Raw genomic sequence first — 12,975 nt, forward strand, 5'->3', positions numbered from 1 at the left:
CAGCATCTAGTCTGAACGATCATTTGGGGGAATGAGTATGAGGTTGATCGCAACGCTGCGTGGTATGTCCTCGCGGGGACGAAAAAAGCTGTTCCTCTGGACGACTTTGGGACCCCTGAGCTGCATCATTCCCGCGACGGCAATCAATCTGGGCCTTTTCGCCGGTTTTGGCGAGCAGACGCTTTGGCGTGCGGTGATCTCAGCGGTCATCAATCCGATAATCCTCGCAGGCCCGCTTTTTTTCTATCTCAGCCTCAAGCTGCGGGAACTGGCGGTAGCCAATCACAAGCTCAAGGAAGCTGCGGCAACCGACTTCCTGACAGGCTGCCTCAACCGTGGCTCATTCTCTGCCCAGGTTGAAAACCACCTGAACAAAAAGAGCGATGAAGATCAGCCGCGTGGCGCACTACTCGTCATCGACGCGGACCATTTCAAGAAGATCAACGACACGTTTGGCCATCATGAAGGCGATGTGGCGCTGAAGAGCATTGCCACGGCCATCCGCTCGACCGTACGCCGTGACGATCTCGTGGGACGGTTGGGGGGCGAGGAATTCGGCGTTTTCCTGCCCAACGCAAATGAGGAAGTTGCGCGGATTGTTGCAGAGCGCATCCGCTCCGCCATCTGCAACCTGAGCTTCATGCCAAAAGGTCAGCCTTGCCCGCTGACGGTTAGCGTGGGTTGCGCCACATTTGCCCGGCAGGTCGATTTCTCCGAGCTGTTCCGGCTCGCCGACGAGCGGCTTTACAAGGCAAAGGAAGCCGGTCGCAACCGGGTGCAATATGCCCTGATCAATCAGGCGGCACCGGCAGGAGTGATATCACTGCACTAGGCTGCCAATGCGGCGCCTGCGCGACCCCTATCGCGTGGGAACTGGATGCTCGCCGCGATAATCGTAGAATCCACGACCGGCCTTGCGGCCCAACCATCCGGCCTCGACATATTTCACCAGCAGCGGGCAGGGGCGGTATTTCGAATCCGCCAGACCTTCATAGAGCACCTGCATGATTGACAGGCAGGTATCCAGACCGATGAAATCTGCAAGCTGCAATGGACCCATAGGGTGGTTCGCACCAAGCTTCATGGCCGTGTCGATGGCCTCGACCGTGCCAACGCCTTCGTAAAGCGTGTAGATCGCCTCATTGATCATCGGCAGCAGGATGCGGTTGACGATGAAGGCGGGGAAATCCTCGGCAACGGTGATGGTTTTGTCGAGACGTTCCACGAAGTCGCGGGCAGTCTCGAAAGTGGTGTCTTCCGTTGCAATGCCGCGCACCAGCTCTACCAGCTTCATCACCGGCACCGGGTTCATGAAATGGATGCCGATGAAGCGCTCCGGTCGATCCGTCTGTGCAGCAAGGCGCGTGATGGAGATGGATGAGGTGTTGGAAGCGACCAGGGCCTCCGGGTTCAGAACCGGGCAAAGCTGCGCGAAGATCTTGCGCTTGATGGTCTCGTCTTCGGTGGCAGCCTCGATGACCAGGTCCGCATCGGCGAGATCTTCCATCTTGTGTGCAGGATTGATGCGCTTGAGAGCGTCCTGACGATCCTCGTCCTTCAGCTTGCCGGAAGATACCTGCCGGGCCATGTTGCCGCTGATGGTGGCGATCCCAGCCTCGATGCGCTCAGCTGAGAGATCATACAGCTTTACCTTGAAGCCGGATGCTGCGCAGACATGGGCAATACCGCTGCCCATCTGCCCCGCTCCGATCACGCCAACAGTTTCGATCCTCGCCGTCATCTTCGTGAACCCCATCCTGGCCATTGCCGGTATTGTTGCAGCGCAAACTAAAATGGCGGGATAGTTCCGTCTACCCCGCCATTATCATCAATTCAGAAGTCGCAGATTACAGCGACTTTTCAAGCTCCGGAAGAGCCTCGAAGAGGTCTGCCACGAGACCGTAATCGGCGACCTGGAAGATCGGAGCTTCCTCGTCCTTGTTGATGGCAACGATCACCTTGGAGTCCTTCATGCCAGCCAGATGCTGGATGGCACCGGATATGCCGCAGGCAATGTAAAGATCAGGCGCGACCACCTTGCCGGTCTGACCGACCTGCCAGTCATTGGGCGCGTAGCCTGCGTCGACGGCTGCGCGGCTGGCGCCGACTGCAGCACCGAGCTTGTCGGCCACCGGCAGGATGACTTCCTCGAACTTCTCGGCGGAACCCAAGGCGCGGCCGCCGGAGATGATGACCTTCGCAGAGGTCAGCTCCGGACGATCGCTTTCCTCGATGCGATTTTCGACGAAGCTGGAGACAGCCGGATCGGCTGCTGCATCGACCTTCTCAACCGTTGCGGAGCCGCCTTCGCCTGCAGCGGAGAAGGAAGAGGTGCGCACGGTGATGACACGCTTGGCGTCGGTCGATTCAACCGTCTGCACGGCGTTGCCGGCATAGATCGGACGCTTGAAGGTCTTTTCGTCCACGACTTCCATGATGTCGGAAATCTGCATCACGTCGAGAAGTGCTGCCACGCGCGGCATGACATTCTTGCCGGTGGTGGTAGCCGGAGCGACAAATGCGTCATAGCCGTCGGCGAGGCCAAGAATGGTCGCTGCCAGCGGCTCTGCCAGACGCTCTGCAAGAGCGTCACTATCGGCGAGAAGAACCTTGCGAACGCCTTCAAGCTTGGCGGCAGCGTCGGCTGCAGCGGAAGCATCTTTGCCGGCCACCAGAATGTCGATGTCTGAGCCGATCTTGGCAGCAGCGGCAAGCGCCTTTGCCGTCTGGTCGGAAAGCGACTGGTTGTCGTGTTCGGCGATGAGAAGAATTGCCATGTTTCAGTATCCTTTCTGACCGCTGATCAAAGCACGCCGGCTTCGTTCTTGAGCTTGTCGACCAGTTCGGCGACGGAGCCCACCTTCACGCCTGCCTTGCGGCCGGCCGGTTCCTCGGTCTTGAGCACCTTGAGGCGCGCCTTGACCTCGACGCCGAAATCGCCCGGGGTCTTTTCGTCGAGCGGCTTCTTCTTCGCCTTCATGATGTTGGGCAGCGAGGCGTAGCGCGGCTGATTGAGACGCAGATCCGTGGTGACGATTGCGGGAAGCTTCAGGTCCACGACCTGCAGACCGCCATCGACTTCGCGGGTGACCTTCACCGAACCTTCGCCAATCTCCACTTCCGAGGCGAAGGTGCCCTGCGACCAGCCGAGAAGTGCTGCGAGCATCTGACCCGTCTGGTTGGAGTCATCGTCGATTGCTTGCTTGCCGAGGATCACCATTTCCGGCTTTTCCTCATCGGCAACGCCCTTGAGGATCTTGGCGACATCCAGCGGCTCGACGGTCTCGTCGGTCTGGACGAGGATGGCGCGGTCCGCACCCATTGCAAGGGCGGTGCGCAGTGTTTCCTGAGCCTGCTTGGGTCCGATGGATACGGCCACGATCTCGGTGACCTTGCCGGCCTCTTTCATGCGGATCGCTTCTTCGACAGCGATTTCGCAGAAGGGGTTCATGGCCATTTTCACATTGGCCAGTTCGACGCCGGAGCCGTCTGCCTTAACGCGCGGCTTCACATTCGCGTCTATGACCCGCTTTACCGGAACAAGGACTTTCATGCGCATTCACCTTTCTGACGAATTTCAGGTCGCTGAGACAGGTTTGCGGGCCTGCCATCGCACTCGTTTAGCGGATTTCGAAGGAGGGGAAACCGGGGCATCTCCCTCCCGCGGATAGCCGCAGATGCCGTAAGTCGGCGGGAACCTAGAGAGCATTGACGCGCACGTCAATACAGGACGAAGCGCACAAGCGTTCCTAATCGATTAGCGCCCCCAGGGCCGCGGTGCATGGGGCTCCACTTCCTGTGGGGCAATCTCGTTTTCCAGCTTTGCCGCGTCTGGCGTCTGGATGCGCTTGTCGAGCAGGGGCACGGTCTTCCGGCGCAGTATGACCACCAGAACCGCGCCCGCCAATATGCCGCCGATATGGGCTGCCCAGGAGACCTGATTCTCACGGTCGAGGCCGAACATGGCGAATTGATAGAGGATCCAGAGAGCCAGCGCCGTCCAGGCAGGCACCCTCAGCGGAATGCGCGAAAAGGCCAGAACCCAAAGCTTCACGCGCGGATGCAGCACCAGATAGGCGGCCACGATGCCGGCGACAGCGCCCGATGCGCCGATCAGTGGAGACTGGGATTCCGGCACGACTATGCCGTGGAAGGCAGCGCCGGCGATTGCGCAGGCAAGGTAGAAGACGAGAAAACGGGCATGCCCCAGCGCATCCTCGATATTGTCGCCAAAGACCCAGAGGAACAGCATGTTGCCGCCCAGATGCAGAAGGTCTGCGTGCAAAAAGGCGTAGGTGACATAGGTGAGGGGGGCGGGCACGAGCTCCAACTCGGGCGACAGATAGGCAATGTCATAGGCGACAGAGGGAATATAGCCGAGGCCGATGACTGTTGCCTGGGCGAAATCCGCGCCGCCAAGCGAGGTGGCGAGCCAGGCGAAAACATTCAACGCAATGATGCTAAGCGTCACATATTGGCGCTTGATATGGCGAAGCTGGTTGGCGTCGTGAAGCGGTATAAACATGCGGGACCTCCCCCGGTGCCCCGCCGGGTCAATTCATCGATTTTCACCCGGCTTCCATAACACGTCTGCGTTGCCATTGTCATTGAGGCTGCGCGCGGCGACGAACAGGAAGTCGGAAACGCGGTTGATGTATTTCAAGGCTGCAGGGTTGACGACCTCGCTGTCATCAACTGCAAGCGCCACCATCAGACGCTCTGCCCGCCTGGCGATGGTACGGGCGAGATGGAGATTGGCCGAGGCTGGTGAACCGGCAGGCAGGACGAAGGAGCGCAGCGGCTCAAGGGATGCGTTCAACGTATCGATATCATGTTCCAGGCGCTCCACCTGGGCATCGACAATGCGCAGCGGCTCCCATTTCAACGCTTCACCCGTTTCGGGCGTGGAGAGGTCGGCGCCAAGGTCGAACAGATCATTCTGGATACGCTCCAGCATTCCATCAATGTCGCTGCCTTGCGTGTGAAGGCGGGCAAGGCCGATCGCGGCATTCGCCTCGTCGATGGTGCCATAGGCCTCCACCCGCAAATCCGACTTCAGGCGTCGTTTGCCTGTGGCAAGGCCAGTCGTGCCGTCATCGCCGGTGCGGGTGTAGATCTTGTTCAGCTTGACCATGTCAGCTCTGGGACTTCGCGTAGTAGAGGGCGAGCACGATGAAGATCACCGCAACGAACTGGAGGGCGACGCGCGCCTGCATCAGCTTGTTCGAGGTGTTTCCCGAGCCGCCGCGCATCATGTTGATGAGGCCTCGAATGAGCACGAATACCACCGCCACCATGACGAGGATCGAAAGAATGTTGAAGAGCGTGGACATCAGGTGATTTCCTTGTGCTGCAGGCTTTCCCGCAGCAGGTCAGGCCTGTCGGGCGAGAAAACGATAGAGACGATCGGCAGGCAGCAGGCGCTTGAGCCCGGCTCCGATCCTTGCGGGCCAAGTTACCAGATAGTGCGGGCGGGGCTTTTGTGAAAGAAGCGCGTGGCGCAATACCGCATGGACGGCTTCCGGCCCCAATTTCATGCGCGACCTCGTTCCGCCCTGCTTCAGGCGATTGAGCTGCGCTTCATACTGATCCCGATGGGCGGAATTTTCCCGGTCGATGTTCTTCTCGAACCATTGGAGCCCGTTATTGGCAAAGCGTGAGGCAATCGGACCCGGTTCAATCAGCGAGACATGAATGCCGCTGCCTTCCAGCTCCTGCCGCTGGCACAGCATCAATCCTTCCAGCGCGTGTTTGGAGGCGACATAGGCCCCGCGATACATGACCGGCACGAGGCCAAGGATGGATGAGCAGTGCACGATGCGCCCATGCCGCTGTGCACGCATGACGGGGATGATCCTGCGGGTCAGGTCATGCCAGCCGAAGAAATTTGCCTCGAATTGCAGGCGCAGGGCATCGACGGGCAGGTCTTCCACGGCGCCGGGCTGGGCATAGGCGCCATTGTTGTATAGCGCATCAAGCCTGCCATCGGTGCGTGACAGCACTTCGGCAACCAGGGTCGAGATGGATTCTGGCTCGGTATAGTCGAGATACAGTGCCTCGATACCGTCTGCCTTGAGCGCATCAAGATCTTCCGGTTTCCGCGCGGTTGCGAAAACGCGCCAGCCGTCAGCCTTCAATGCGCGGGCACAATAAGCGCCGATGCCGGAAGATGCTCCGGTGACAATGATGCTTTTTTCCATGATCGTCCGGCAATTTTCATTGTTCGGTGGTTGTCTATAAGGAAGACGGTTTCACATATTCGTTCAAGCGAAACAAACTGGAGCGCGCGAGGGTGCCAAAATTTCTCGCCATGCGGCGTGTCATCGGCGATGCCTATGGCCACTTCGATGCCGATGACGGCTGGGCCATGGCCAGCCATCTCGCGCTCAGTGCATTGCTGGCCATATTCCCCTTTCTGATTTTCGCCACCGCGCTTGCCAGTTTTCTGGGTGCGGATGCGTTTTCCGAGACAGCAGTCCACATCGTCTTCGACACCTGGCCGAAAGAGGTTGCCGAGCCGATAGCCAAAGAGGTGGTGAATGTTCTTGGCGTTCGACGCGGCGGCGTTCTTACATTCGGTGTGGTGGTTGCAGGCGTTTTTGCCTCCAACGGGGTGGAAGCACTGCGTCTGTCGCTGAACAGGGCTTACCGCGTGGCGGAACGGCGTTCCATCATCTATCGGCGGGCTCAGAGCCTTGGTTTTGTGCTGGTAGCTGCGGCGGGGTTTTTCGCCATCAGCCTGCTTCTTGTCGCAGTGCCGATCGCAGCGCAGTTCGCGGCCGATCGGATCGACTGGCTTGCGCCCTATACGGGCACGATCACGCTGTGGCGCTATCTGATTGCTGTCAGCGTTCTGGTGCTGGCGCTGGTGACGGTGCATCTGTGGTTGCCGGCCGGCAAGCGCAGGCTCGTCGACATCCTGCCAGGTCTCGTCTTCACCCTCGCCGCATGGATTGGCGCGTCCACATTGTTCGCGGCCTATCTCAGCCGTTTTTCCAGCTATGCCAATACCTATGCCGGGCTGGCCTCGATCATGGTGGCCGTGGTCTTCCTCTATATCGTCTCGGTGATCTTTATTCTCGGTGGTGAGCTCAATGCGGCCATCATGCGCTATCGTGCCATTCGCGCCGCGGGCCGGGGCTGAAGCGTAGCGAGTGCGACGCCGAAGCTCGTGATTCCTATCCCGATGATCTGAGCGAAGGTGAGCGTTTCGCCAAAAAGGACATAGGCCATCACCGCCGTCACTGCCGGCACGAGGTAGAACAGGGATGCCACGCGCGCCACTTCTCCTTTTTCGATGAGCACCATCAGGAGGAAGATGGCGCCAAGGGACAGGACAAGGACAAGCCAGACCATCGCGAAGACGAGTTCACCCGTCAGAACGAAGCGTCCGCTTTCAAACAAGAAGGCAAAGGGAAGGGTCAGCACCAGACCGCCGACATACTGGCAAAGGGTTGTGGAGACCAGATCCGTGCCTTTGACGAAGCGCTTCTGCCATACCGTGCCTACGCTCATCGCGATCACGGCTGCAAGCCCTGCACTGACTGTCGTGATGGTGACGCCGCTGCCGATGTCGCCCAGCTTCGGTGACAGCACGATGGCAACACCGAGAAGTCCAACGGCCAATCCTGCCCAGTGGCGGCGCGTGATATGTTCGCCGATAAAGAGCCCTGCAATTATGGCTGTCAGCATCGGTTGGAGGCCAACGATCAGGCCCGCAAGCCCCGCGGGCAGTCCCCGCCGAACCGCCCAGAACACACCGCCCAGATAGATGCCGTGCATGAGAATGCCAGCGAATGCCGCGTGCAGGGCAGTTGCCGGCGGCATCGGCTTCAGCTTCATGAAGGGCACCATGACCAGCAGCAGGCCTATCGACAGCGCGAAGCGTATCCAGAGGAAGGTGAAAGGCTCTGCCCAGGGCATCGCATAGCGCGCACCGATGAAGCCGGTCGCCCATAACAGGACGAATAGCGCGGGGATGAAACGGGTGAGGCTGGGCATCAGGACCTGTCTTTTGGGCGAGAAGCCGTATCAGTCGGCATCAAACTGCAAGGAAACCGAAAGTTTTTGCGCCTAATGTCAATGGTGCTGAATTCCGACTGCCGCTGGCCCAGCAATGCAGGGGACATGAACAATGCTGATGAAACTGGACGCGTCTTGGCTGATGTTCGCGGTCGTGACCGTGCTTTTGCTGTCCTACATGCTGGCAATGGCACTCGATGCCATCCTGGGCAATGCGGCCTACGGACCGGTGCCGAATGCCGTCATCATCACTGTTGGTTTTTTCGGCGCGATCTACTGGATGAATGAGCGCGGCGTGCGGATGGCCAACCTGTCCGAGTCGGTGATGACCGGCCTTGTCGGAAGCTTCGCGCTTTTCTTTCTGCTCGTCCTGGTCAAGGCTGCGGCCAACCGCCTGACGTGAACGGATACGACTAGAGCGCTGCCAGCAAAGTCGCGTAGAGCGCCAGTCCACCGGCAAAGGCAAGGAAGCTGCTCTGACGTTCTTCGGGAAGCTCTTCCTTCAGAACATTCAGAACCACGCTGCCTGCAAGAAACGAGAAGGTGGCGATCAACCAGATTTCCGGCAATTCCACCAGCTGGCCCAGGAGCCAGCCCGACAGGACAGCGAGTGCGAGCACCCATCGACCCTTATTGTCATAGAGGCTGCGATGCTGCTGATGCATGCCGAAATCGTTGGTGACGAAATGCAGCGCCATCGCAACGAAATACATGGCGAGCGAGGCAATTCCCACCTCCTCGCGATGCAGCAGAAAATATCCGATCAGGACATTGTAGAGCGCAAATGCTCCCAGATGGATCCAGAATGCCTCGCTTTCAATTCTGGACTCCGAGCGTTTGGCAGTCTGAACATATTGCTCAAGCCCATAGAATACCGCCAAGCCGCTCATAGCGAGTGCGTAGACGAGTATTTCGGAAGGATGGCCCTCCTTGGCCAGAGCGCGTTCATGTTCGGCCAATTCCGGCAGGAGATGCATGAACACATAGGCCACGGCAACGCCGCCGGAAAGCGAAAGCCAGCGGCTGCGGGGAACGGCGGAAAGGAAGTGCAGCTTCGGAACGAGATAATGGGTCGCTGCGAAGGCCAGGGCGCAGGCAAATGTCAGGATCGTGGCTTCGGTCATGGTCCGACAATTGCCGAAGGCGGCTTCACGTTCCGGCCATAGGCTGCATCAAGCTTTCCGGACGGTTTCCAATCCCACCATCCGGGCGATGTCTGTCGGGGTCGCACCGGACTGGCGAAGCGCTTGCAGGCTTGTGTCCCCGGCGCTCTTCGACAATTTGCGCCCGTCGTCGCCAAGGATCAGGTCATGATGATGATATTCGGGCACCGCCAGCCCCATCAGTTCCTGCAGCAGGCGGTGAACGGCAGTGGCATGATAGAGGTCGCGTCCGCGTACCACATGCGTGACCCCCTGCAAGGCATCATCGACAACGACTGAGAGATGATAGCTGGTCGGGGTTTCCTTGCGTGCGATAACGACATCGCCCCATTGTGCCGGGTCGGCACGGATCGTGCCGGTTTCACCGAAAGGTCCGGCGCCTGTCTCTTCCCAATGAAGGGGAGCGCGAAGGTGACCGAGTGCTGCCTGCATATCCAGACGCCAGGCGAAGGGCAGACCGTCGGCGATCAGGGACTTGCGTTCCGAGGCTGAACGCTGTCGGTCCTGCGGGGGGAACAAGGGTGCGCCGTCGGGATCACGTGGCCACTCCTCCCCTTCCTCCTCGCGAGCGGTTATGTAACGGCGTACTTCGCCACGGGTGAGGAAGGCGGGATAGACTATCTCGTCATCGATCAGCCGGTCCAATGCCTCCTGGTAATCGTCCCAGTGATCCGACTGACGGCGATACGGGCACTCGTAGTTCATGCCAAGCCAATCCAGATCCGTCAGGATGGCCGCCTCCAGTTCGGGCGTGCAGCGCGTGGTGTCTATGTCTTCCATGCGCAGGAGAAGCCGCCCGCCAGTCTCTTCGGCCATCGCAACGTTGAGAAGCGCGGAAAAGGCATGGCCCAAATGCAGCGCGCCGTTGGGACTGGGAGCGAAGCGGAAAACGGGTCTGGTCATCGCGGATGAAAACGGATTGGTGCGCTCATGAAGACGTTGCTAGGGTTTAAGTCGCGGAAGCTCAAGTGAGGAATGTTCAGTGCCTGTTCGTATTGAAACGCTGGCGGATGTTGCGACCGGGCTGGACGCGTTGGAAGTGCTTGATCCCAGACTGGCGCGGGTGCGCCAACAGGCAGGAGAGGTTGATCTGCGCCTTCGTCCAGCGGGTTTTACAAGTCTTGCATCAATCATCGTGTCACAACAGGTGTCCCTGGCCAGCGCCAGCGCAATCATGAGGCGGCTATGCCTGCTCATCGAGCCGCTGGAAGCTGGCAATGTGCTTGCTGCAGGCGAACCCGCTCTCGTGCAGGCCGGTCTCTCCCGTGCGAAGCAGAAAGCACTGCTCGCTCTGGCGCAATCTGTCGTGTCGGGAGGGCTGGATCTTGAAGCGCTGTGTGCGTGCGACGCGGAAGATGCAATAGCGGCCATCACGGCATTGCCGGGGCTCGGCCCGTGGTCCGCGCAGGTCTATCTGCTTTCCTGTGCAGGGCATGCCGATGTCTTTCCAGCGGGCGACGTTGCGCTTCAGGTGGCCGTGCAGACCTGTTTCGAGCTGCAGGAGCGTCCCAAGGCGGATGAATTGGCCGCAATGGCCGAATCATGGAGGCCCTGGAGATCGGTTGCAGCGCGCCTTTTCTGGGCATTTTACCGGGAGATGAAGGGACGGGAGGCGAAGCTTCCTGCCTTTACGTAAGAATGCGGGCGCAAAAGCTGTAAATCCGGGTCATTTGCCGGATCATCTTGTTGAATAACTGCTTCACATTCCTGTCACTCACAGCTTACAGTATCCGCATCGATCGATCTTTCTTGCGAAGGAGCTTCGGGAACGTGACGGTCGCAGTCTCGCCAGACGGAATGCCCGCGCTGGTGCTCAATGCGGATTACAGGCCGCTCAGTTATTACCCTCTGTCACTGTGGTCGTGGCAGGATGCCATCAAGGCCGTATTCCTTGACCGGGTGAATATTGTTGCGGAGTATGACCACCAGGTCTCTTCGCCATCTTTCCAGATGCGCATTCCAAGCGTCGTCAGCCTGAAGACCTATGTGAAGCCATCACGCTTTCCGGCCTTCACACGCTTCAACGTGTTTCTTCGCGACCGCTTCCAGTGTCAGTATTGTGGGACGCGGGAGGACCTGACCTTCGACCATGTGGTCCCGCGTCGCCTGGGCGGTGTCACCTCGTGGGAGAATGTGGTCGCCGCCTGCTCGCCCTGCAATTTGAAGAAGGGCGGAGCCATGCCATCCCACGCGAAGATGTGGCCGCAGCAGAAGCCGTACCGCCCGACGGTGCAGGACCTGCATAACAATGGCCGATCCTTCCCGCCGAACTATCTGCACGAAAGCTGGATGGACTATCTCTACTGGGATGTCGAGCTGGAGCCCTGAGCCTGACCAGTCAGTTCTGACGAGGTGCTGTGAAGGCGGCTTTCAGCGCTATGGTTGCGAGGATGGCGCTTGCGATCACGTTCCAGCCTGCGAATGACAGGCCGAGAAAGCGCCCGGCTGCAACATCACAGGACGGCGGAACGACTGCGTTGAGCTGGTCCAGAAGGTTGTTGCCCTCAGCAGGAGCAAAGCCCACACCGCAATCTGCAGGTCCGGGCCAGAAGGCCCATTCCACGCCCGCGTGATAGACAGCAAGACCAAGCCCCCAGATCATCAATAGACCACCTGCAAGCAGGAGTATGCGCGTCACCACGCCGGGCAGCTTCATCAGCGCGGCAACGAGCGCCAGCAGCATGACAGGTACGCCGATATAGTATGGAAGACGCTGCTCGAGGCACAATTTGCAGGGCAGGTAGCCGCCAATATGCTGGAAACCAAGCGCAGTGCCGACAGTTGCCGCCATCGCGGCAGCAAGAAAGGCCGAGGCCAATGTCTGTGTCTTGCCGGCTGGCGCCGTGAGCGTCGTCATGCAAAATCCCCTGGAGTGCCTAGAACACGTATCGAATGGCCGCGAAACCGCCGATCAGAAGAACCATGAAGGCGGTGAAAAGAAGGCCGAGATTCTTTTCGATGAAGATGCGGATGGGCGGTCCGAACCTGTAGAGCAGCCAGGCGACCAGGAAGAAGCGCAGGCCACGCCCGATGATCGACACTATGATGAAGACGGGCAGGCTCAGGCCCGTCGCGCCGGAAAAGATGGTCAACACCTTGTAGGGGAAGGGTGTTACGGCAGCGAACAGAACACCCCAGCCGCCCCAGTCATTGTACCATGCAGCTATCTTCTCGAAGGAGTCCTCCTTGCCATAAAAGGCAAGGATGGGTTCGCCAATGGTTTCATAGAGAAACGCGCCGATCAGGTAGCCGAGAAGAGCGCCCGCAACCGAAGCGATCGTACAGATCAGCGCGTGGCGCAGCCATTTTGCGCGCTCGGAGAGCACCATCGGAATAAGCAGAACATCCGGCGGGATCGGAAAGACGGAGCTTTCGATGAAGGAGACACTGGCAAGCGCCTTTTCCGCGTGCCGCGTTGCAGCAAGTGACAGGGTGTAGTCGTAGAGTCTGCGTAGCATGAGCGGCTCTGTTCTCCATCCATCCGGCCAAACCGGTTGCAACGGCATGCCCGATGCTGGCTGGCGATGCAAGAGGTGCCGGTGCCGCAGCGCGCGCCGGCGTCCCAAATCGATATGGAGCTCATAAAAATCGGTTGCCTCATGCATCACGCGGTTGACGAGGGCAGGCGCGCTCGTATAGTCCGCAGCAGCCGCCATCATGGCGCGGCCCCTGTGGCGGAATTGGTAGACGCGACCGACTCAAAATCGGTTTCCGCAAGGAGTGCTGGTTCGAGTCCGGCCAGGGGCACCAAGCTTATCCTTCGCATCATAAATCCCACAGCGCCTTTGCG

Annotated in this window: 17 protein-coding genes and 1 tRNA gene; 6 read left to right on the forward strand and 12 right to left on the reverse strand. The window is 59.3% G+C overall.

All coding sequences use genetic code 11. The features are described 5' to 3' along the window. The first annotated feature begins 37 nt into the window (after positions 1-37). Positions 38-832, forward strand: coding sequence for a GGDEF domain-containing protein (locus EL18_RS15655; RefSeq protein WP_036486235.1), 795 nt, complete (start codon positions 38-40; stop codon positions 830-832). Positions 833-859: 27 nt separating this feature from the next. Here the strand turns inward: EL18_RS15655 and EL18_RS15660 are convergent, their stop codons facing one another. The 7 genes from EL18_RS15660 to EL18_RS15690 form a co-directional block, all read right to left on the reverse strand. Then, positions 860-1,741, reverse strand: coding sequence for a 3-hydroxybutyryl-CoA dehydrogenase (locus EL18_RS15660; protein WP_036486551.1), 882 nt, complete (start codon positions 1,739-1,741; stop codon positions 860-862). 106 nt (positions 1,742-1,847) lie between these two features. Beyond that, positions 1,848-2,777 carry an electron transfer flavoprotein subunit alpha/FixB family protein gene (locus EL18_RS15665; protein WP_036486238.1) on the reverse strand — a complete coding sequence of 310 codons (930 nt, stop codon included), beginning with the start codon at positions 2,775-2,777 and terminating at the stop codon, positions 1,848-1,850. 26 nt (positions 2,778-2,803) lie between these two features. Then, positions 2,804-3,553, reverse strand: coding sequence for an electron transfer flavoprotein subunit beta/FixA family protein (locus tag EL18_RS15670; protein WP_036486553.1), 750 nt, complete (start codon positions 3,551-3,553; stop codon positions 2,804-2,806). Positions 3,554-3,757: 204 nt separating this feature from the next. Continuing rightward, complete coding sequence (locus EL18_RS15675; RefSeq protein WP_036486241.1) at positions 3,758-4,525, reverse strand: rhomboid family intramembrane serine protease; 768 nt, start codon at positions 4,523-4,525, stop codon at positions 3,758-3,760. A gap of 33 nt (positions 4,526-4,558) precedes the next feature. Continuing rightward, positions 4,559-5,134, reverse strand: a complete 576-nt coding sequence (locus EL18_RS15680; RefSeq protein ID WP_036486243.1) for a cob(I)yrinic acid a,c-diamide adenosyltransferase — start codon at positions 5,132-5,134, stop codon at positions 4,559-4,561. Between the two features lies 1 nt (position 5,135). Continuing rightward, positions 5,136-5,333, reverse strand: coding sequence for a twin transmembrane helix small protein (locus EL18_RS15685; RefSeq protein WP_036486246.1), 198 nt, complete (start codon positions 5,331-5,333; stop codon positions 5,136-5,138). A gap of 39 nt (positions 5,334-5,372) precedes the next feature. After that, positions 5,373-6,200, reverse strand: a complete 828-nt coding sequence (locus EL18_RS15690; protein WP_036486248.1) for an SDR family oxidoreductase — start codon at positions 6,198-6,200, stop codon at positions 5,373-5,375. 110 nt (positions 6,201-6,310) lie between these two features. On the opposite strand from EL18_RS15690, the gene EL18_RS15695 reads away from it, so the two are divergent. After that, the gene (locus EL18_RS15695; RefSeq protein ID WP_036486555.1) at positions 6,311-7,144 is read left to right on the forward strand and encodes a YihY/virulence factor BrkB family protein; all 834 of its coding nucleotides are present in this window, start codon (positions 6,311-6,313) and stop codon (positions 7,142-7,144) included. On the opposite strand, the gene EL18_RS15700 is transcribed toward EL18_RS15695, so the two are convergent. Beyond that, positions 7,111-8,001, reverse strand: coding sequence for a DMT family transporter (locus EL18_RS15700; protein WP_036486250.1), 891 nt, complete (start codon positions 7,999-8,001; stop codon positions 7,111-7,113). The two genes, EL18_RS15695 and EL18_RS15700, sit on opposite strands and share 34 nt — an antisense overlap. Positions 8,002-8,134: 133 nt before the next feature. Here EL18_RS15700 and EL18_RS15705 point away from each other — a divergent pair, with 133 nt between their 5' ends. Further along, entirely contained in the window at positions 8,135-8,425 is a 291-nt protein-coding gene (locus EL18_RS15705) for a hypothetical protein (protein ID WP_036486252.1), read from the forward strand. A gap of 10 nt (positions 8,426-8,435) precedes the next feature. Here EL18_RS15705 and EL18_RS15710 read toward each other — a convergent pair whose 3' ends face one another. Both EL18_RS15710 and gluQRS read right to left on the reverse strand, forming a co-directional pair. Then, on the reverse strand, positions 8,436-9,146 hold the full coding sequence (locus EL18_RS15710) for a membrane protein (RefSeq protein WP_036486254.1): 711 nt from the start codon (positions 9,144-9,146) through the stop codon (positions 8,436-8,438). Positions 9,147-9,194: 48 nt separating this feature from the next. Next, positions 9,195-10,088: a tRNA glutamyl-Q(34) synthetase GluQRS gene (gluQRS, locus tag EL18_RS15715; protein WP_036486256.1), complete on the reverse strand. Its 894-nt coding sequence runs from the start codon at positions 10,086-10,088 to the stop codon at positions 9,195-9,197. Between the two features lie 79 nt (positions 10,089-10,167). Here gluQRS and EL18_RS15720 point away from each other — a divergent pair, with 79 nt between their 5' ends. Both EL18_RS15720 and EL18_RS15725 read left to right on the forward strand, forming a co-directional pair. Next, positions 10,168-10,821, forward strand: a complete 654-nt coding sequence (locus EL18_RS15720) for a DNA-3-methyladenine glycosylase family protein (protein ID WP_036486258.1) — start codon at positions 10,168-10,170, stop codon at positions 10,819-10,821. A 134-nt stretch (positions 10,822-10,955) separates the two neighbouring features. Then, positions 10,956-11,513: an HNH endonuclease gene (locus EL18_RS15725; protein ID WP_036486261.1), complete on the forward strand. Its 558-nt coding sequence runs from the start codon at positions 10,956-10,958 to the stop codon at positions 11,511-11,513. A 10-nt stretch (positions 11,514-11,523) separates the two neighbouring features. Here EL18_RS15725 and EL18_RS15730 read toward each other — a convergent pair whose 3' ends face one another. Both EL18_RS15730 and EL18_RS15735 read right to left on the reverse strand, forming a co-directional pair. Continuing rightward, a complete protein-coding gene (locus tag EL18_RS15730; protein ID WP_036486265.1) occupies positions 11,524-12,042 on the reverse strand; it encodes a disulfide bond formation protein B in 519 nt (172 codons plus the stop codon). 19 nt (positions 12,043-12,061) lie between these two features. Continuing rightward, entirely contained in the window at positions 12,062-12,643 is a 582-nt protein-coding gene (locus tag EL18_RS15735; protein WP_036486557.1) for a YqaA family protein, read from the reverse strand. A 207-nt stretch (positions 12,644-12,850) separates the two neighbouring features. Between EL18_RS15735 and EL18_RS15740 the strand changes: the two genes are divergently transcribed. Beyond that, positions 12,851-12,935 (forward strand) — tRNA-Leu (locus tag EL18_RS15740). Positions 12,936-12,975 lie beyond the last annotated feature (40 nt).

Source organism: Nitratireductor basaltis, from assembly GCF_000733725.1.
Classification (GTDB): domain Bacteria; phylum Pseudomonadota; class Alphaproteobacteria; order Rhizobiales; family Rhizobiaceae; genus Chelativorans; species Chelativorans basaltis.